The 22,708-nt window shown below is 48.2% G+C and carries 7 protein-coding genes and 1 tRNA gene; 2 read left to right on the top strand and 6 right to left on the bottom strand.

The genetic code is table 11. The features are described 5' to 3' along the window. The first annotated feature begins 55 nt into the window (after positions 1-55). Positions 56-127: transfer RNA gene (locus WC659_05580), tRNA-Glu, on the top strand. A 44-nt stretch (positions 128-171) separates the two neighbouring features. On the opposite strand, the gene WC659_05575 is transcribed toward WC659_05580, so the two are convergent. Then, on the bottom strand, positions 172-747 hold the full coding sequence (locus WC659_05575; GenBank protein MFA4873377.1) for a Maf family protein: 576 nt from the start codon (positions 745-747) through the stop codon (positions 172-174). A gap of 78 nt (positions 748-825) precedes the next feature. Here WC659_05575 and tsaD point away from each other — a divergent pair, with 78 nt between their 5' ends. Next, positions 826-2,046 carry a tRNA (adenosine(37)-N6)-threonylcarbamoyltransferase complex transferase subunit TsaD gene (gene tsaD, locus WC659_05570; protein MFA4873376.1) on the top strand — a complete coding sequence of 407 codons (1,221 nt, stop codon included), beginning with the start codon at positions 826-828 and terminating at the stop codon, positions 2,044-2,046. A gap of 300 nt (positions 2,047-2,346) precedes the next feature. Here tsaD and WC659_05565 read toward each other — a convergent pair whose 3' ends face one another. The 5 genes from WC659_05565 to WC659_05545 all read right to left on the bottom strand — a co-directional run bounded on the left by WC659_05565 (position 2,347) and on the right by WC659_05545 (position 22,421). Then, positions 2,347-3,627 (bottom strand): adenylosuccinate synthase, encoded by a 1,281-nt coding sequence (locus WC659_05565; GenBank protein ID MFA4873375.1) that lies wholly within the window; start codon positions 3,625-3,627, stop codon positions 2,347-2,349. A gap of 267 nt (positions 3,628-3,894) precedes the next feature. Further along, positions 3,895-4,110 (bottom strand): hypothetical protein, encoded by a 216-nt coding sequence (locus WC659_05560; GenBank protein ID MFA4873374.1) that lies wholly within the window; start codon positions 4,108-4,110, stop codon positions 3,895-3,897. A gap of 93 nt (positions 4,111-4,203) precedes the next feature. Further along, positions 4,204-17,415, bottom strand: coding sequence for an SdrD B-like domain-containing protein (locus tag WC659_05555; protein MFA4873373.1), 13,212 nt, complete (start codon positions 17,413-17,415; stop codon positions 4,204-4,206). A 190-nt stretch (positions 17,416-17,605) separates the two neighbouring features. Then, a complete protein-coding gene (locus WC659_05550) occupies positions 17,606-20,767 on the bottom strand; it encodes an SdrD B-like domain-containing protein (protein ID MFA4873372.1) in 3,162 nt (1,053 codons plus the stop codon). 445 nt (positions 20,768-21,212) lie between these two features. After that, the gene (locus WC659_05545) at positions 21,213-22,421 is read right to left on the bottom strand and encodes a hypothetical protein (protein ID MFA4873371.1); all 1,209 of its coding nucleotides are present in this window, start codon (positions 22,419-22,421) and stop codon (positions 21,213-21,215) included. Positions 22,422-22,708: the final 287 nt, after the last annotated feature.

Genomic DNA, 22,708 nt, shown 5'->3' with positions numbered 1-22,708 from the left:
CCCCTTGACCATGGCGCATATTTCGCCCACAATGGTGAAGGTACATCAATTGCATGGCCCCATCGTCTAATGGCTAGGACACCACGCTTTCAATGTGGTAATAGGGGTTCAATTCCCCTTGGGGCTAATTATAGTAGCATTCTCACACGCTGAAAGGCGTGTATTATTTTCCTATAATAGTGTAACTCCAAACTTTTTCAGTTCCTGCACCAACGGACAAAGAGGAAGGCCGACCACATTGTAATAGTCTCCTTCAATGCCCTTTATAAACAACCCTCCATAATTTTGGATGGCATATGCGCCGGCAAAGCCACGCCATTTATTACTCTTGAGATACCGCTCAATATCCTTACGATTCAATTTCCTAAAATACACTTTGGTGCGTACTGCCCGTGTCACGATCAAACGTGCCTGTTTGCCAATAACAGTAAACCCCGTCAGCACAGTATGAGCCTTACCGTTAAGCATCTGCAGTTGCTGGCGCGCCTCCTCACGTGAGCGCGGCTTGCCCAATATAGTGCGACCTGCCACCACAACCGTATCAGCAGCGATCACCAAGGCATCGCGATGCTGCGCTGCCACTGCCCGCGCTTTGCCAAGAGATAAAGCCTTCACTAATGCCACAGGATTCTTATACCGCTTCAAATTCTCCCGGTACGCGCTTTTGATGACAGAAAAAGGAATCCCAAACTGCCTCAATAAGGCGCGTCGCCGTGGTGATGCGGAAGCAAGAATAATATGTTGCATACAGTATAGTGTAAGTGAATACTAAAAATAACGAAAGAGCTGACGGATCTGTTCTGCCTATGGTATGATAAGATAGCCATGAAAATTTTAAGCATTGAAACATCCTGCGATGAAACCGCGGCTGCGGTAGTGGACTATACCCGCGGCGGTTTTACCGTGCTCTCCAACGTCGTCTCGTCGCAAATCAATATCCACAAAAAATTCGGCGGCGTTGTGCCGGAGGTTGCCGCGCGAAAACAATTGGAATTGATCATTCCTGTGATAGAGAAGGCGCTTGCCCAATCTTTCATTCAATCTCACAGTCAAGATCGCTCACAGGGGTCTCGTAGTAAGTATCAAGTATCAGGTATCAAGGAATCGGCTGCCATGATGCGTAATACGAAATACGTAATACGTCACATCGACGCTCTCGCCGTCACGGTCGGACCCGGATTGCAAATTGCGCTCTCGGTCGGCGTGGAAACCGCGCGCACGCTCGCGGCAGTATGGCACAAGCCGATCGTTGCGGTAAATCACCTGGAAGGACACCTTTACTCGGCGCTATTGCCAACCACTAGCACACTCCGTCATCCTGAGCCTGTCGAAGGATCTCCCACGAATGTGGGCCCACATACGCGGGGGATTCCTCGCTCCGCTCGGAATGACAACGCAAGGATAGAATTCCCCGCCATAGGCCTTATCGTATCCGGCGGCCACACCGAACTTATTCTCATAAAGGACTACCTTAAATACAAACTGCTCGGCCGCACGCGCGACGACGCCGCAGGAGAGGCGTATGACAAGGTAGCCAAACTTTTAGGGCTCTCCTACCCGGGCGGGCCTGCCATCGACCGTCTCGCGCGGCATGGGAATCCCGCCGCATTCGACTTTCCCCGCGGCATGATGCAGAGCGGCGATTACGACTTCTCTTTTTCCGGCCTCAAAACCGCCGTACTCTATACCGTACAAAAAATGAAAACCGAGAAACTAAAAAACCGAAAAACTATAGCCAATCTGTGCGCTTCTTTTCAAGCCGCGGTCGTTGATGTCCTTGTCGCGAAAACCATCCGCGCTGCCACGCAATATCATGCAAAAACGATTCTCCTTGGCGGCGGTGTTGCTGCAAACTCGCAACTGCGGAAACAGCTCGCTGAGACAGTTTCAATTCAAATACCTGATGCCAACTACCTGATACCTCATACCTCATTCACCACTGACAACGCCGCCATGATTGCAGTCGCCGCCGTATTCCATGCACAAAAAAAAGATTTCACCCCCTGGCAAAACCTGCGCGCGAATCCCTCTCTAGCACTCGCATAAGTACTAAGAGAAAGGTAGACCGCAAAAATATAGACAGCTTCCATGAAAGGCAATAAATTTACATATTATCTTGAGGACAATTATTTTCACGATCGTGAAAATAATTGCTCTTTTTACTGCTTTACTGAACGTATCATATCCATACGTGTCACTCCTTGTGTCCGCCCTTATTCACGATAGGAAATAGAATAGACACAAGGAATAACTCTCATAATCGTGCTCACAAAGTATAAGGGCGAACCGAAGCTCGCCCTTTGGGTTAATGTTACGTGAACAATAGTCCTCTTTTATTATGATACATCACTTAGTCATAAAGATAGTTTGATTACGGTCCTTACCGACAGAGACGATATCAATTGGGATTTCAGTTAAATCACTTATCCTGTGAAAATAATCTAACGCCTTCTGTGGTAATTGGGTAAAAGTCTTAACATTTTTGGTGCTGGTCATCCATCCGGGGTGAGCCTCATAGATAGGCTCAACCTTCGAAAGAGTTGAACAATCTGCCGGCATCGTATCGATTGTTGTGTCGCCTATTTTATATGCCGTGCAGATTTTAACCTCCGCCAATTGATCCAGCACATCAAGTTTAGTCACTGCGAGTGTATCGATGCCATTCACGCGAACAGCGTGTTTGGCGATCACCGCATCGAACCAACCACAACGTCGTGGCCGACCCGTAGTGGCGCCATACTCTCCACCAGCCTCACGCAGTTCATCTCCTAATGCGTTATCCAGTTCAGTGGGGAAGGGCCCTTCTCCGACACGCGTCGTATAGGCTTTGACAACTCCCAGTACAGAGCTGATTTGCGTCGGCCCGATTCCCAAACCGGTGCACGCACCGCCGACAGTCGAATTCGAGGAGGTAACAAACGGATAAGTCCCAAAATCCACGTCGAGCATCGTGCCTTGTGCGCCTTCAATCAGAATCTCCTTTCCGTTACTAACAGCCTCGTGGAGGCATACAGAAATATCTGTCATTTGAATTACAGCGCAGAACTTCAACAACTTCTCCATTATATCTTTCGCATCAAACGAAAAATCATCGAAATCCAGGCTAAGAAGCTCTCTTCGAACTTTCTTCAACCTGTTACTCAACTTTTCTTGTAAACTGTTGCGGTCCAACAGATCGACGACGCGTATACCACAACGATCATATTTGTCCACATATGCAGGACCAATACCGCGTCCTGTTGTACCAATTTTCTTGCTGCCGCTTGCCTGCTCCCGCGCTTTATCCAAAAGCTTATGGTAGGGCATGATCAAATGGGCGCGGTGGCTAATCAGCAACCGACCACCGGATATAGATATACCATTGTTCTCGAGGAGTTTGATCTCCTCTAAGAGAGCAGCCGACTCTATTACCATCCCGTTCCCCATGACGCAGACGACATTCGGATGAAGAATCCCACTAGGAATCTGATGCAGAACAATTTTCTTACCGTCGATCACCACCGTATGCCCGGCATTGGGTCCTCCTTGATAGCGAGCGACAATATTCGCTTTTTCGCTCAACAGATCAACGATTTTGCCCTTACCCTCGTCACCCCATTGTGTCCCTACGACAATCATTACGCTCATGGTATTTCTCCTTCTGTTAAAGAACAGCGATTTAGCCTCTTGAATTTGGGGCAGTACTCCCTCAACGCCTCGATGGTCAATGTGGATAGCCCAACCTCCATCGCCCTCCCGCCCTATTAGCTCTCACCTCCATTAGATTTCACCCCCATCAAACCTTACCCCCATTATTCACGATCGTGCTATATGGGGGTAAATTTTTTTAACGGAAAAAACCGATGAAACGAATTCATCGGCAATTTCGTCTCAATATGAAAACAGTGAGAATGGTTAACGGCGGGAAATGGTGTATGTGGCCTCAGCGCGATTATGGGTAAGCGTGAAATTATGGTTATACCTATCTTCAAATTCAGCATGTCCTCTCATCTTCGCTTCATGAAAAAAAACTAATGATTCTGGCTCAGAGAGTTCTCTCGTGAGGTGACGATATCCGCTTTCGGCACCTTTGTCTACGACTACCTTATGACCGTGAATTACATAGGACATAGAAATGGCAATTAATGATACTCTTCTTTTCCCATTGTAGCACAACGAGGGCATCGCTTTCCAACGATGCCCTCGATTATTATCCTGCAAACTTTATCTCCTCGGAAGTATGAGCTGGCGGTTGCCGAAGTGGCGCGTGACCGTGCCGCCGCTTACGAAAACATCGACCGAATTATATACGCCATTCGCGGGTGAGGTCGGAAGCCATCCGGAGCGCAATACTTCCCGCACCAAGTACTTCCCAGGCCCGAGGTTGGTAAATTGATACGCGCCGTTTGCCCCTGTCACCGTAGTGCGCTGTTCTCCTGTGGTGAGATTCACGAGGATGATGGTCCACCCCGCGAGGCCGGGCTCTCCCGTATCTTTTCTCCTGTTATTATTGCGGTCGTTGTATTTAGTGCCATTGAGCGTTGCCATGCGGAAATTGCCAAAATCAACATCAGTGGTTCTCGTTCCGGATACTACATCAACAGCATAAGGAGTCCCCCTCTGCGGCAATGTTTGCACCCAGCCTGCCTGCGCAGGCAGGCCTGATTTCAGTGTTTCGCGCACTTCATACGCGCCGGGAATAAGATTATTAAACGAGTACGCGCCGCCCGCGCCAGTGATAGTGGTCACCACGGTAGTGGTGCCTTTCAGGAGCGTGATCGTCCAGCCTGCGAGCAGCGGCTCACCGGTATCTTTTGCGCTATTGCCGTTTACATCTTCAAATTTTACGCCAGAGACTAACCCTAAGCGGTAATTGCCGAAATTATGCGTTTCATTCGTTCCTGATGTAACAGTTACATTATAGTTGCCGCTCACCGGTTCACTTTGGTGCCAGAGGGGAGGCTGCGGGGTTTCAGTGATAGTGTATGCGCCTGCATTAAGGTTTAAGAATTGATAAAGCCCGTCCGCATCTGTGGTGGTAGTTTGTCCGCCAGGATTTAAGGTAATGGTCCATCCCGCTAATCCCGGCTCATTTGCGTCGCGCATGCCATTCGCATTCATGTCCTCATACTTAAAGCCGCTTAATGTCCCATATTTGAAATTGCCGAAATCTTTGCCCGTCACTATTTCGCCCGCAAGCGTTATCACTACGGCATGGGTGCCTGCTCCGCCGGGGAATGTTTGTACCCAGCCTGCCTGCCCAGGCAGGCTCGCCGGTATTGTTTCTGAAATAGTGTAAGTGCCGGGTGTCACTTGATTAAAGCGGTAATTGCCGCTCTCATCCGTGGTGGTCGCGCGGCTGCCCGGATTTAAGGTAATGGTCCAGCCCTGTAGCCTAGGTTCCCCTTGGTCGCGGACGCCATTCTGATTCAGGTCATCCCACTTCACACCGAAAATTTCCCCAAAGATCGGAATATCATCATTGGTCACGGTGCAGGTTTTTTGGTCGCCGGGCGCGAGCGTCACTGAACCGTTCGCACAGGAGGAAGAGAATGACGCGGCATAGCCCTGAGGTCCTTGTTCCGTAATCGCAAAAGTGCCCGCATCAATGGTGACGGTTTGATTATGCGCTGCAGGTGTCGTGCCTACCATGAAGGCAAATTCAGACGGCTGCGCCGTGCCAAAGTTATTATTGACCACTTGTTTCACCATCGTCAGTTGCGCCTGCCCGTCATTGTTGGTGATCGTACACTTTTTGTGTTCACCCAACGCGATCGTCATGTGCCCGTCTCCATCACAATCGCCAGTGAATGTCGCGCCATACCCTAATTGACCGGTTTCGGTGATGGTATGCGCGCCGGGCAATACAGGGACGGTAGTGCTTGACGTGGTGGGATTGCCGTCAATAAACAACGGGAAATCAGCCACCAGCTTCGTGCCGCCATTATCATTAATCACTTTTTTCACCACGGTGATCGTTGCTTCTTGATCATTGTTCGTTATTGAACAAACTTTGTGTTCACCAAGCGCTACCGTGACATTCCCTTGCGCATCACAATCGCCGCTGAACGTGGCGGCATAACCGGTCTGATTGGTTTCAGATACCACATGGGTCCCTGGCAATACCTCATTTGTTGAACTACTGGTGACAGGTATGCTATCAAGGAACAGTGGGAAATCAGCCACCAGCTTCGTGCCGCCGTTATCATTAATCACTTTCTTCACCACGGTGATTGTTATTCCTTGATCATTGTTCGTTATAGTACAGGTTTTATGGTCGCCGAGATTCAGTGTCACGTTGCCGTCCGCGTCACAATCGCCGCTTATGGTACCGGCATAACCAGCCACTTGATCCTCGGACACGGTATACGTGCCGGGAGCAAGCGCTTGTGCCACGCTGCGCGGTACTACATTTCCATTAATACGCAATGTAAACGCATCAGCGTTAAGCGTGCCGCCATGGGTATTGAGTACCGTCTTTTCTATCGTCAATGTGGCGGGCTCGTCATTGTTGGTAATGGTACAAGTCGCGCTCTCTCCCACCCCGACGATAATGCTGCCTGAGAGAGGCTCGGGCGCCCCGGTTCCCGTGAACGTGCCAGTCGCGCTCCCGTTGTCTGTAAACGTGCCGCTCATCTGCCCTAAGCCGTCGAGCAAACCCGTGATACTCACGGTGTAGCCGGGAATTTCATTATACGCAATGGTCATGGTGATATTATTCCCAGATACCGTGCCAGTAACGGTCCAGATATAAAGGATTGGCGCAGGAGGCGGTACGATACCCGTGGTCGTGCCAGTGCCGGAGAATGCGCCGGTATTGGGATCAAACGAAGTAACGTGCATTGCGTGATAGCGATGCGAGCTGTCGCTTGAGAGCGTGAAATCAAGGTCCCATAACCCATTCAGATCCCAAGCCTCAAGGGTGCACGAACCGCTGAAACTGCGCGAGTAACCAGCGACCGAGGATTCAGTCGCCATATGCGTACCCGCATCAACCGGTACAGGAACACCGCTTGTCACAGGTTGTCCATCAATGAATAATGGAAAATCGCCCACGAGCTTCGAGCCGCCATTGTCATTGATAACTTGCTTCGTCACCGTGATCATTGCTTGCTGATCATTATTCGTTATTGAACAAACTTTGTGTTCACCAAGCGCTACCGTGACATTCCCTTGCGCATCGCAATCGCCGCTGAACGTGGCGGCATAACCGGTCTGGTTGGTTTCAGTGATAAGGTGTGTGCCGGGTAACACCGGAACGGTGGAGCTAGAAGTGGTAGCTATACTGTCAATGAAGAGAGGGAAATCCTGAACTCCCTTCTGCCCGCCATTATCATTAATCACTTTCTTCACCACGGTGATCGTCGCTTGCTGGTCATCATTGGTGATGGTACAGGTAACATACTCTCCTTCATCCAGCATCACAACGCCGCCCAATGCCGCAGGGCATTTTGCATCGCCGGTGATACTGACGAATGAGTAGCCGGCATGTGCGTGCTCATTAATTTCAATGGGCACATTGGCTTCAACAGTTGTGGTGGCATCCGACTCAACCTCAACGCCGCTAATTAACAAGTCAAAATCAGAAGCCTCCGCATTGCCACCGTTATCATTAATGACATTCTTAATTAAAGTGATGGACGGGGCACTATCGTCATTCGTAATCGTGCACACCTTATGCTCGCCAAGCGCTATGGAAACATTGCCTTGCATGTCACAATCGCCGCTATAGGAAGCCGCGTAACCAGATGCTCCTGTCTCACTCACCACATAATTTCCTGGCGCAACTTCAAACGGATCTCCATTGCCTACTGGTGTCTGTCCCACGAACAATGCAAAATCTGTCGTAGAAGCATTGCCGCCATTATCGTTGATGATCAATTTGATTACGGTAAGACTCGCGGGCTGATCGTTGTTAGTAATGGTACATGTCACTTCGCCGCCATTGGATACTATCGCGTTATCGCAGTTCTGATAGCTCACTGCATAGCCGCTTAACGGATTCACCTCAACGATATCATATTCACCCGCGTTCAAGGCCAGATCGTTCATCCCGTCTGGCTCGAACTGGATAGGTTCACCGCCATTCACGGTAAAGAAGAATTGCGTTGAGGTGGCGGTGCCGCCATTGTCATTCGTAATAATCTTTTCCACATGAAGAATCCCTTGCGCATCATCATTGGTTATTGAACAAATTTTGTGTTCACCCAGTGCCACCGTGATATTCCCTTGCGCATCGCAATCGCCGCTCAATGTCGCGCTATAACCGGTTTGGCTGGTTTCAGATACCACATGGGCCCCCGGCAATACGTCAGTGGTTGAGCTGCTGATGACAGGTAAGCTGTCAAGGAACAGCGGGAAATCAGCCACCAGTTTTATGCCGCCGTTGTCGTTTATTACTTGCTTCACCACGGTGATCGTTGCGCTTTGGTCATTGTTCGTTATCGTACAGGTTTTATGGTCGCCGAGATTCAGCGTCACGCTGCCGTCTGCCGCGCAATCGCCGCTTATGGTACCGAGATAACCGGATACCTGATCTTCACTCACCGTGTAAGAGCCGGCGTTAAGCGTATTGGGAGCTCCGAAGGTAGCTTGATTGCCATTTATCTTCAAGATAAAATCCTGAGGAGTTAATAAGCCGCCATGATTATTGTTTACTACCTTATGTACCGTGAGCATCGCGTGTTGGTCGTCATTGGTAATAGTGCATTCTTTTATATCCCCCGGTGCAAGCACTACAAAAGGAGGAAGTGCGGCAGCAGATCCGCTTGCGGTCCATGTCCCTCCATCCCATGCGCCGCCCATGGAAAGGCCGTCTGGCGCAATCGTGCCGGTCGCATCGAATGAATATCCTGCATTGATGCCGGTATAGACGACATGGTAGGAAATAGTACTTCCAGAAACTGTGCCAGTCACATTCCATGTATAGGCGGGATTGGCGATCCAGAAGCCGGTGCCGGAGAATGCGCCTGTCGCAGGATTAAATGAATTTACCGTCATGCTGTGGACGTAGGGTGTCGCGCCAGCATTCAAGGTGAGGGACCACGTGCCAGTGATATCCCAACCTCCTGCGGTGCAGTCGCCGCTGAAAGATGCTGTGTAACCTGCAGGTCCGTTTTCCGAAATAGCATACATTCCGGCATTCACGGTGAGCGGATCTCCATTCCCCACCTGTGTTTGCCCAACGTACAATGCAAAGTCTGTGGTCGACGCGGTCCCACCGTTGTCATTAATGACATTCTTCACCACCGTGATCGTCGCTTGCTGGTCATTGTTCGTTATCACACACAATTTGTGCTCACCTAGTGCTACCGCGATATTCCCCTGCGCATCACAGTCACCGTTGATAGCCGCCGTGTAGCCTGATTGATTGGTTTCGAAAATTATATGATTCCCCGGCAGAACTGGGACAGTGGAGCTCGAAGTGGTCGGATTGCCGTCGATAAAGAGCGGGAAATCAGCCACCAGTTTCGTGCCGCCGTTATCATTTATTACAACTTTCGTAACGGTAATTGTCGCTTGCTGGTCGTCATTCGTGATGGTACAGATTTTATGTTCGCCATTCACAATAGTTCCAGCGCAATTTTCTCCAATAATCTTCGTATACCCCGGCAATCCAACCTCATCCACACTGTAAGTTCCTGCATCTAAAATAACTTGTGTTCCTTGTTCATCCCCGGGGAAAGATGGATTGGTTACATCCGTGCCTGCAACATTCATGGTAAAGTCAGACGCTACCTTAGTACCGCCGTTGTCATTTACCACATGTTTAATAACAGTGAGGGTAGCGGCCTGATCGTCATTAGTGATGGAGCAGGTTTTATTATCTCCTATGTCCAGTGTGATTGTTCCATCAGAAGCACAATCGCCACTAAATACTACATCATAACCAGGATAAGGATCTTCGCCTACTTGGTGATTACCAGCGTCTAACGGCGGCTGGATAATCATAATTATAGGATTACTGCCAGAAGGAAGCGTGATAGGCTGCCCATCAATTCTAATGGTGAAATCTGTGCCTGTTGCAGAACCACCATGATCATTGATTATGGTTTTTATGAGCGTTAATGTAGGTGCGATGTCATCATTAGTAATCGTACAGGTCTTCATTTCTCCAAGCGTAACAGTAACATTCCCCTGCTCATCGCAATCGCCAGTAAATGTTGCGACATAACCAAGCTGGTTGGTTTCAGTGACAAGATGAGCGCCGGGTAGGACAGGCACCGTGGTGCTCGAAGTGGTCGGATTGCCGTCAATGAAGAGTGGAAAATCTACCACCAGTTTCGTGCCACCATTATCGTTAATTACAACTTTCGTAACGGTAATTGTCGCTTGCAGATCGTCATTGGTGATGATACATGTTTTATGATCACCCAATGCTACCGTGATATTCCCCTGCACATCGCAGTCACCCGAGAATGATGCGGCATAACCGATTTGGTTTGTTTCAGTAATAAGATGAGTGCCCGGCAAGACTGGGACTGTGGTGCTCGAAGTGGTCGGATTACCGTCAATGAAGAGAGGGAAATCGTCTATCTGCTTCGTGCCGCCGTGGTCATTGACCATGACTTTCGTGACGGTAATCGTCGCTTGCTGATCGTCATTTGTAATGATACACGTCGCCTCGCCGCTGTTGGATACTGTCGCGTTTTCGCAATTCTGGTAACCCACGGCATATCCTGATAAGGGATTCACTTCAACGATATGGTACTCCCCTGCATTCACGGTAAAGTTATTCGTCCCGTCTGGTTCAAATGGGATAGGTTCGCCGCCGTTAACCGAAAATGAGAACTGATCCGGTGTAGCGGTGCCTCCATTATCATTCGGGAGATTTTTTTCAACATGAAGAGCGCCTTGTTCATCATTGTTGGTTATTGTACAAATTTTATGTTCACCCAATCCGATCGTACCGCTGCAATCAGCACTCAAGGTTTTTGTGTAACCGCTAATTTCGATTTCATCCACGCTATACGACCCTGCGTCAAGGGTGACTATGGTACCAGTGGCACTACCGGGGAACGACAGCTGTGATACGTCAATTCCCGTGACCTGAATGGTGAAGTTGTTAGGATCCAGTTGTCCGCCATTATCTTTGATTACCTGTTTGATAACGGTAAGCTGCGGCGTAATGTCATCATTGGTCACTGTGCAGATCTTAGTATCTCCAGGCGCGAGCGTAATCGTTCCATCCGGTGCGCAATCGCCTCCTATGACACCTGTGTAACCATTAAATGGGTCTTCACTGACCGTGTGGATACCCGATGCAAGCTCCACGGTCTGGCCGCTTGTGACTTGATTGCCATCAATGCGAAGTGTGAAATCAGGGATGGTCACGATGCCGCCATTATCATTCGTAATAATCTTATTCACGGTTAACGTCGGGCGTTTCGTATTTATGAATTCGCATATTTTTTCTTCACCCGGCTGAAGTATTCCGCTGCATTGTGGGTCAGTAGTTAAACCCCAACCTTGGGGAATAACATCCTCGGATATACTATAGTTACAATTTCCGGGCAATTCATAAGTAACTGATGCACTACCATTTTCTGTGATTAAAGAAAAAGTTGGATAGGTTTGTATGACAGGCTCACAAAGATTAGCGTTAAATCCGAATTCATCATCACCTCCAATGGTAGCTTTAACAATCGTCAACGAACTTCGTTTAGTATTTGTAAACGTGCACGTCACTGTTTCTCCGGCATCCAATTGGATGGCATTGGAATTGCTTCCATCGTCGCAGGTTGCAGACGTGAGGTCCCAACCTAGAGGTACGGTTTCATCCACTGAATACGATCCAGGTGTGAGATAACCGCTGTCGTGCGGAAGATCTGTGTCGGTGAGCGTAAACGGTTCGCCCCAGCTGGGGGTGAAGGTGAATAACTGTGGATCACCCGATGGGTTTGTTACTTTATCAACGATAATCCTGCCTTGTTTGGTATTGGTGAACGCACATTGCTGCAATCCACCCGGCATAACATTCTCAAGGACGCACGATTGCTGGTCTGCGCTCCACCCTGAAGGTACGGTTTCAGTTATGGTAATAGTCTGTCCGGCGATTGGTACAAATACATCAAAGGAGGTCGTAGAGGGCGTATCAGGTTGCGTGGTTTCAATGTTGAATTCCCCTAGATCACCTGTAAAAGAAAACTCACCTGAATCACCAATTGAAGTCTTCGTAATACTTATATGAGCAGCTTTTTTATTCACAATTTCGCACACAACAGTCTCACCTGGCTGAGCTACAATATTTTCACAATTATTACTCACTATTTCCCATCCGTTCGGAATTGGTTCTTCGTTGACAAAATAGATACCACCCGGAATAATTTCAAATTCTTTATCTTGTGTGTCAGTGATTATACCGGTACGACCATCGGTAATAATTCCTTGTCCGGGATATTCACGGAGAATTTGAATTGGAAATTCAGTCTGATCACCTGCAGGATATGTTGTTTTCTGTACAATTAATTTACCGCGTTTAGTATCCGTGAATGTACAAGTGACCGATTCGCCTGGATCCAAATTGATGGATACCATGCCGCTGCCAACCGGGCCCATTTCACTGTTATCATCTGAGCATTCTATATTCGTTAAATCCCACAAACTTGGTAATGATTCGGACACTTCATATATTCCTGGTTCAATTTCGTCATGGGTGGAAGTGCTAACTCCATTGATTGTCGTGATACTAAATCCACCCAAACCACTAAAGTTAAAGGTACCATCATCTCCAATAGTAATTTTTCTGATAATAATAGAACCAAGTCTTAAACGATTGCCGAAATTCTTGCCAGTCTCCACCGTACCGGACGTGATTTGAACAGTATGCGTGCCCGGATTTACCGGGTAAGTCTGCTGCCAACCTGATTGCACGGTTTCTGAAACGGTATAGGTGCCGGCAATTAAACTTTCAAAGGAATAGCTACCATTCTCATCAGTCGTGGTTGAAGTGTTCCCGGGGTTCAGCGTAATCGTCCATCCTTGCAACCCCGGCTCATTCTCATCTTTTATTCCATCGCCATTCAGGTCATTCCACTTCATGCCGGAAATGGAGCCTAACTGGAAGTTGCCAAACTCAAGAGGCGCGAACCCACAGCTGCCGGCAAACGCGGCTGGCTGGCATCCACTGGGTATTCCCGTGCTGACTGATTCGCCCGAATATACAAACACATCAAAGAATGAATCACTCACGAGCGGTTTCTGTTGGGGGATTAGGTCAATCCGATAGGTTATGTCAAAAAAGGAATCTACGTGCCACGGAGTAGTTGGTTGCCAGCCGTTTCTTTGTTCTTCAAACAGCGTGTACTGTCCCGGAACCACGTTAGGAATAGTAAAGGCTCCGTTTATACTCGTGAGGCTCAAAGCAACAATTTCAATGGGGATGCGGCCTTCAGGTGTTTCGGGTCCGCTCACGCGGCCAAGCGCGATGGTGACATCAGGAATTCCTGACTCTCCTTCATCCTTCACGCCATCACCGTTAATGTCTTCCCATTTGGTCCCTGTAATCGACCCTTCCTGCTGGCGATTGGTAATCTTTACTTCAACGGTTTCTCCCGGATCAAGGATGATGGGCGTGGTCGTGGAGAATAGAGGAGCGTCATAGCCTTGTCCTTGCGTTTCCGTGAGCGCATAAGTCCCGGGCACGAGATTATCAAACGTCGTGGTCGCACTTTCCGCAATCGGCTGATCAGCGCCGCCATTGAATTGGATCTGGAATGGAGTCGTATCATGCACATCCTCACCATGAGGCCCGATGACATCTTTCACCACGACAATCTTCCCCGTCCGCTGGCGGTTGGTGATTGTTTTTGTGGTGCTTTGTCCCGCGCTCAGTTGCACTGTCTGCGGAGACCCGCTGATGACGCTATAACCGAGGTCTTCCATTTCCGTGATGGTATACGTGCCAGCAGGAAGCATGAATACCGTTGTCGTACTCTGCTCTAACGGCTTCGTTTCACTGCCAACCGTGACATAAAATACATGAGGGTCATTGGTGGTGACACCATCCACGTCCTGCACGATTTTATTGATTTTTATCATCACCAACTTGGGCTTGTTCGTAATCGTCACCTCTACGATTTGATCAGGTGCCACCGCTACCTGCGCGCTCGGAGTGATATCAACCAATTCATAATTAGAATTAGGCTGTTCAGTGACCGTACGCAACCCGGGATATACGGTGAATGTGGCGGGGTTCCCTTCGGATATTTGCCTGTTTATCGGATCAGTGTCCACAGAAGCAGTGAACGTGTGCGGATCTTCAACGCCGGGATCGCCGTCCGGACCTACAATTTCTTTATGCACAATAATCGTGGCTGGATGCTGGCGATTGCGGATGGTAACAGGTTTAGTTTCATGCGAACCTATCGTAATAGTATTACTTGGTGAAAAATCAACTAAATCATGTGTAGAGGGCGCTGTTTCTGAAATCGTATAGGTACCGGGGAGCAGGTTATCAAAAGTGGTCGTGGCCCCTTCGACTAATGGCTGCGAGCCAACACCATCAATGGTGACAGTAAACAACGTGGCATCTTCGGCAGGCCCCAGATCAGGATTCACCACATCTTTGATGATTTCAATTTTCCCGCGCTTTTGAAGATTCACAAACGTTATTGTTTTTTCTTCTCCGGACACAACGGTAATGGAGGTGGGGTTATTGGGATCTTGGTCATAGTCCGGGTCTGGCAGCTCTTCGACCGCACAGGTGCCGGGATTCACTTGCACGATCCCAATCGAATTTTCAGCAATAGTTATTTGCTGACCGCAAATATTCGCCGTGAACTGATGATTATCCGCAGTCTCCTCGCCAAGGGGATTTTTTACGTCTTTCAAAACGGTGATGGTTGCTTTATGTTGTCTGTTCACAAATATGAGTGGAGGGGTTGTGGTGCCTCCTGGCGCAATGGTAACTGTTTGTGGTAATGCACCATCATAATGTGGTACAGATCCCTCGCTCACCGTAACCGGTACGCGCGGGGTCACACCCGTGAGCGTGAGCTGTAATAGTTCTGTGACTATGCCGTTTTGGCCGTTGTCCGTGTTGACAGGGAACGAAGTATCATCATCCACCTCGCCGCCGTCTGGATTAAGCACATTTTTTTGTACTATAATCGTCCCCCAACGCTGGCGGTTGGTGATAGTGATATCCACACTACTGCCGGATGAAAGCGTCACTTGCGTAGCAGTGATACTTATAAGGTCATAGCCGGGCGCATCCTGTTCGCCTATCGTATACGTGCCGGGACCAACCACAAAGACAGCATTTTGGTTAATGGAAAGTGGCTGTGGTGTCTGGCCTGTAACGGTTGCATTAAATTCTTTCGGATCATCTGCTACCGACTGCCCTAAAGGATTCTGTACTACTTTATGAATCGTAATAGTCGCAGATGAAGGTCTGTTAGTTATTGTCACACTCACAGAACCGCCGGGTGTGACGCAAACTTCACCGGATGGATCAATCGAAACAAAGTCATAGTTCGGATGATCTAGTTCTCCCACTGCATAGCATCCAGGATTCACACTGAAAACTGCTGGTGTATTTTCTGAAAACTGCTGGTTTGGTTGCCCTATAACCGTAGCGATAAACGGCGCGTTATCTGAAATGTCCACGCCTTCATAACTCATCACATTCTTATGAACAGTAATCGTCCCCTTCTGCTGCCTGTTGGTGGCCGTCAAAGTGATCACCTGGCCTGAGGTAAGCGTGATTTGTGAACCATTGCTTGAATTTTGATCCTCATCAATAGAAAACGCACCAAACGTATATCCTGAAGGAATATTTATTTCTTCAATGGTATAAGTACCCGGCGTGAGATTGGCATAGATGCCTGTCTGGCCCTCGGCTATTGTCCTCTGTTCACTGTTCATTAAAACGGTGAACATCTGATTATCACTGACCTCTCCTCCGTCCGGATTGAGCACATTCTTTATTACAGTAATGGATCCATTCTTTTGATTATTGATAAGGACTACATTGTCTTGGCTTAAAGGAGATGTAACTACCTGGCATATCGGATGTCCTGCATCGCAACCCGCAAAGGCATAGGCCGTATCTATAGTCTCTGTGACTGTGTAATACACATAAGGGTCCACGGGGAATGGCGTGCCTTGCCCTTCAATCACCGTGCCGGACACCTCGTGCCCGTTGTCTCCATGGAGCGTAACGTTAAATTGATGAGGATCAATTACGTCAGTTGTGCCGTTGGATGCAAACACGTTTTTGTCCACTGTGATAGTTCCGGGCAGCTGGGTATTTGTGATGAGTATTTGAACGTCTTCCCCGGGGTTCACGATAAGCTGTGTACCATTGTTGGGATTTTGATCATTATCTGGCAAGAATGAAGTAATGGTGTAACCGGTGGGCAATATTTCAGTGAGCGTATAACTGCCGGGAATTAAATTTTGATACGTCACGGGAGCTCCTTCTGCAACATCTCGATCAATAGCAGAGCCGTTATCTAATCTAACGGTGAATGGCGTCACATCATTTGTTGGGTTTATCATGCTGCTATATGAAAGTATGTCTTTGGTTACTGTAATAGACCCTTTTTTGGTGTTCGTGAATGAACACGAAACTTGTTCACCCTGTGCAAGGGTAAATGATACGGAATTATCAGTTTGGGTAAATCCGCTTGCGGCACCCGTGCAATTCAGGCTCATGAAATCCCAACCCGCGGGTACGGTTTCTACGAGCGTATAGGTACCGGGAAGAAGGTTGGAAATAGTAGAAGTTGGTGTCGTATCCGCCAACGAAGTTATATCGATGGAAACTGGTCCTGTGAGCGTAAAATCAAACGACTGCGGAACGCCGGAAGGATTGGTAATTTTATCTATGGAAACAGAACCGGGAGTAAACGCGGTGCCGGTAACAGATACGTCATCTACTAATGCTTCTTCTAATTGTGTTACATGGTCGCTTTGCCCGAGAAACCTAATCTCAATTAATGTATGTGACGCAGAAATTGGTAGTGTACTTGTCGCTTGGGCCCAACTCGTAGTGTTAAGAGAACGGCTCGCAAGTTCTGTAAAGTTCACATTATAATTCGGGTTCCCGGTATCGGCAACGCGCCAAAGTACTTTCAAATAGTCTTCAGCATCTGCATCGCTTGTACCGCGCCAATAATAGGAAAGTGTAATAGCATCAAAACCTGATGTATCGATAGTTTGAGTAATAGATTGGCTTAATCGGAGACGAACGTGTTCAGGAGTTAATGAACCTGGCAAGGATGATGTGGTCCTCAGTCTTGCATTAGAACCTATTCCGTCTGAATCTACCCATCCATCGACGGTAAGATCATTGCCATCTGTATCAACAAAACTGTCCTGGTACGGCAAATTCACTGCTGAAAATACAGGCGTACGGGCGGGGTAACCAAGTAGGGAAATAATCAAAAAAGCAACGACAAAAATGCCGCGCCAAAGAGTGGTTTTATGCATATTTTTTGCGGTTAGCATTGAATAAAGAGAATTTTAAGGAAAGATAACCTTACCACTCCCTTGGTGAGGGCACAATGAGAGAAAATGAGCTACTTGTGGAAAAGGAGTGGATAATAAGAATACCCCCAATTTAGGGGGCATTCTTGAGTATGAGATTAAATTTGCAGATCGCGGAAGAGGAGGTCTCAATTTAGCGTCTTCGGAACACAGGCGGCACTAGCTCATAATTCAGGAAATTTCTCGTTTGCACGTCACCGCTGACAGAAATGATGACTGGATTATAGATACCCCCGGCAGGAAACGTGGGAATCCACTTGGGCTGTAGAATTTCACGGAGTATATATCTTCCGGGTTTCAAATCAGCAAATTGATACAGTCCGCCCGCGCCAGTCGTCGTATACTGCTGCTGGCCGTTTTGCAGATTTATGAGCTGGATTCTCCACCCGGGTAACCCTGGTTCGCCAAGATCATACCGTTTGTTTTTATTGCGGTCGTTGTATTTCGCTCCCACGATCTTCCCCAGCTGGAAATTGCCGAAATCCACGCTTCCCAAATTCTCTCCCGAGTGCACAAATACTTCCTGGATGCCGGTATCGCCGGGCAGCGTCTGCCACCATCCCGGCTGCATAATCTCTGTGAGCTCATAAATGCCCGGGGTAAGATCGGTAAACGCATATGCGCCGCCCGCGCCTGTAGTAGTCGTGAGATTGCCAGGATTAAGTGTGATCGTCCAGCCAGACATGCCCGGCTCGCCTACGTCTTTCACACCATTGCCGTTCACATCTTTGAACTTCACGCCGTAGAGCGCGCCTAAGCGGTAATTGCCGAAATTGAGCTGCTCTATCTGCCCAGAGGTTGAGATCGTCACGGTATAGCCTGCCGCTGATGGCTCACTCTTGAACCAATTCGTCTGCGGAGTCTCTTCCACGAAGTACTCGCCGGGAACAAGGTTCACAAATGAGTAGGTGCCGTCAAGATTTGTAAGATAAGTCATCGCTGGCCCGACAGGATTGGTGGGTGTAAGTTTGATATTCCATCCTTCCAAGCCCGGCTCATCTTCATCATGAACACCATTATTGTTCATATCTTCATATTTCATTCCCTCAATCGTGCCATAGCGGAAGTTGCCGAAGTTAAGGTCAGGGAATGAACCCGGAGGAGTGAGTGTATAGTAGCCGTCTGGCATAGGCGCGGTTTGGGTCCATCCCATTTGCGTTTCTTCCGCAACGATAATCTGATTCACGTAAGAAGTGAATGAGAACGAATACGTGCCGTCGCTGCCGGTGAGCGTCTGCCCTAAGACCTTATAAAGTGTCACCGTGAAGAAGCCGCTATTGCCGGGATAATAAATGTCATTCACTTTGAAATTTAACGTAGCACCCGCGCCGGTCAGGGGATACCAATAGACATGGTTCGCGTTATATGATCCCCAGTTCGGTGATGCGCCGTCAATCTGAAGATCAAGAAGCGCAGGGCCATAGACTTCATAATTCTGTACTGAATCAGTCCATAGCGCATTCGGCGGTCTCACAGAATATTTCGCGTCCGCGGTTATGGAATCTCCGGCGGTATACGTACCTGACACGCGCACAAGGTAAGACTCACCGATTCCCAGAATATTACTGGTAGTCATGCCTGCGCCATTGCTCGAATCCACACTCAAGGTTTCGACCTCCTCTGCGCCATAGATGGTCCAGCCTTCAAGTCCAGGTTCAGTGTCATTCACGCCATTGCCGTTTACATCGTCAAATTTCATCCCTGACACCCGCGCCAAGCATCCTGTCCACGGGTCATAATCCACATTCGCCGATACCGCATCGCCGCTTCCCAATCCCGCTCCTGATGGCCCATCACACGCGCCCCACCAGTTATTTTCGGCATCAGCAATGCCAGAATCTGTATTTCTCACGCCATAGTTCGCATTGCCTACTATATCGTTATTGTGTATTTCTTGCGTAGCTGCGTATCCAGCTTCAAGCGCAGAACCAAAAATTTGCACGCCCCGTCCTCCATAGATCCCCACGCCAGTCGCAGTCTTGATGTCGTTATCTAAAATTTGGTTGCCCGCGCCCGAGGTGGCGCTTGGCCCACAGTTCATGCCCCAGATCGCGATGTTATAATGGTTATCGTGAATATTGTTGTTTTGGATTGTATTTCCACCCGCGGCACAAAGGTAGATACCTTGACCAAATGGGTAGGTAGGTGTCCACAGCCAGGTATTGTGATTATATATTTCGTTTTCTTCAATGGTGTTATTCTGCGCATTCCATAACTGGATGCCATATTGGGAAGCGTCTGGGCCATTTGCCTGCGTGTAGAGACCATTATCATGGATCGTATTCCCTTTTATCACGTTGTTGATGCTCACTGATGTCGCGGCGCTGCAGCCTCCTGAGGGATCAGCGAAATCGCAGTGTCCAATAAAGATACCTTGCCGATCGTTGTTATAGATCACATTATTAAGAATCTGGTTGTCATCATTATCACCCCAGAGGAGAATGCCGACTCCTGCAGAACCAGTGAAATTTAAATTATCGTGGATAGTATTGTTTTTCAATGTGGAGTTTGAGGTCTCTCCCGAAATACCGTTGTTGCAGTTTTTGATTTCAAACCCATCTACCGTAACACCATCGGACGAGACGGTGATACCACTGACTGGCGTGGATCCGCAATCAATTACAGGACTAGAACTTGCTGCGAGAATTACGTTTTTATTGAGATTAATATCGCCAGCATAAATTCCTGTATCAACAAGGATAGTGTCCCCGGGAAGTGCGGCATCAATGGCAGCCTGAATGGTAGGATAGTCTCCGGGGACAGTGAGCGTAGAGGAAACAAATCTCACCGCGTCCGCGATCACGTATTCATTTGCATTATTTTTCAAAACCACATTGCCCGTGGTGCCCGCGTCAAACGCGAACGTGCCAAGGAGATACCAGCCTGACCATTCTCCAAATTGGCCGCCCACAGTGGCTTGATCATTCAGCAATTCTTGATTGACCGTAAATGTCTGCGAGCCGCCGGAGTAGTTTACCGTGTACGGAGCATTGGTCGCGCGGTTCAGATGCGTAGTCCAACTCACATACACATGATAATTACCTGTCGTAGGGATGGTGGGTGTTGAGGTGGCAGTCTGCGATCCGTCGCCAGCCGCGGTAAAGTGGACATCCATCCCCGGACCCAAGGGATATCCTTGATCCGTGGCAACGCTCCATCCCGTGTCCGCATATCCCGCATCGCCGTCGTCAACGATGATCTCGGCCGCCAGCGCGGGTTTGGCAAATAATGCGAGCGCCAGTGCGGCAACGAAGACCATCGTAGTATTCTTTATATAATAATTGAGTCTAGGCATATGATTAATTGTTAACACCTTCGCGCATTTTCGCGTGACTTCATATTTCGCGTACATTCGCTATTCTTAAGCAGAATTTCGCGAATATAATACGGTTTTATGAAGTTACGCGATGAGGGAAGGATATATAATAAGAGGGTGTGGATAAGTTCCACAATTGGTACTATATCTTAGCACATATTCAAAATGATGATAAATACAACAATATACTATGTCATCCTGAGCAATGTCAGGGTGAGCCTGCCGAAGCATCTCCCGCGTATGCGGGCCGGCATTCGCCGGAGATTCCCCCGCATAGCGGGTCAGAATGACAGAAGACGCAAATATTCTCATAGTGATAAACCCGCTCCATAAATTCAAAGCCGCCGCAGGATTTCACGAGGGCTTTTTTGGTTAATAGGTGATTTTGTGATTTTAGCTGTTGATTATTGGCTAACTTTGCCGACTAATTCATCAGAGCTTCAGCATATCTCTCAAACACTTCGATCGTCCAGACTGCTGATTTCCAAAGCCGCTCGATCATGTCATGGTATCTACAGAACCGAGCATCAAATTCCACTTTGAAGGGCTTGCCCGTTCTTGCAGACCACCTTACGCCATACGCAATCGACTCCTTCTGGTCATCCAGCCATTCCTCCGGGCCTTCACCGGGGAGGTAATCATTGTCGACGTACTGTGGGAATAATGACATTTTTGTACCACCGGGTTTAGCAAGTAACTTACTAAAGTTTACTGCCGCAAGCCCACCGGCGTTAAAATGGATCTCACCATCAAAAACCTCTCCTTGGTCTGCAACCTTCATGGCTTTATGAAACTTCCAACCGGCTCCCCTTTCATGACATAATTCGCCCTGCCATCTCACTACCTTCGATCCTGCTATTTCGTTCATTTCATCAATACCTCTTACCTCCAAATGAGGGTCTGTGAATGGATCGAGGTAGCATGGATCTCCAGCGGCCTTGAACTCAGCAAGAAGCGAATCAACTCCAGGGACAATATAACCAAGACCAAGGGCATCTTTAACTGCGGATCCCACTCCATGTGTAATTAATTTCCACTCCTCGAGTTCTGGGTTCAAATCATATCCGAGCAGCACATCATCACCCCGAACAATGCGCTGCCACCTCAAGCCGTCAGGTCCGGTCCAATAAATAACGTCACCCTGATTTCGAGGGGAACTTACTTTTACCTCACGTGATTTTCGAAAGCTGTAAACCATTATGTCGTGCATAAGCTTTCTGCGTTCCTTATCAGGGTGTATGAAAGCGCCGTCATCCGCCCCATCAATACCAAAACCTGGGGGAATTATTCTCCCTATTGGTGGGAAAATCCCAGTTTTCACACCAGCCATCCATTCAGGAAGTTCGATTGCACGAGGGTTATTCCATTGCGCGCTATACCCTATTTCCTCCTCAGTTGAGGGCACAACAATTTCGTGCCACTGGTGGCCAGAAACTGCAAATTCCAGTCCATACAGTCTCATTAAATCTTTGTTCATCTCGGCAACACTTGCCAATGCTGCATTCATTGTCAGAGCACCTCCAGCACTAGGGTTTCCAAACCCCATTACCTGCTTCAGAAGATGCCAGCTCCCAACGAGAAGCTGTAGTTGTGGTTGAAATTTGTACTTGCTCATCTTGTTCTCCTTATACATTAAGTGAGCAACACTGATTTAAAAAAATGTGATTTAAAATTTTTTCTTTTCCGTTTTTCTCCTTTCGTATTTTATGAAACCTGTTAGGTGTTTCAGTGAATTGTCAAAGGGCGATTACGTTATCCTACGCCATAAAACGCAGAAATGTCAAAGGCTCCGAGGTGTATTCTAACCGCAAGTGCATAAAATGCAAAAAGACGCCTAGGGTTAGGTATAATGAGAAACACTCATTTACCATTAACCTAACCACCTATGGCGTCCCACCATCAGTTTACCCAAGAGGAGCG

This window comes from Patescibacteria group bacterium, assembly GCA_041645165.1.
In the GTDB taxonomy this organism is placed as follows: domain Bacteria; phylum Patescibacteriota; class Patescibacteriia; order 2-02-FULL-49-11; family 2-02-FULL-49-11; genus 2-02-FULL-49-11.
This window is presented reverse-complemented; position numbering and strand designations above follow the sequence as displayed.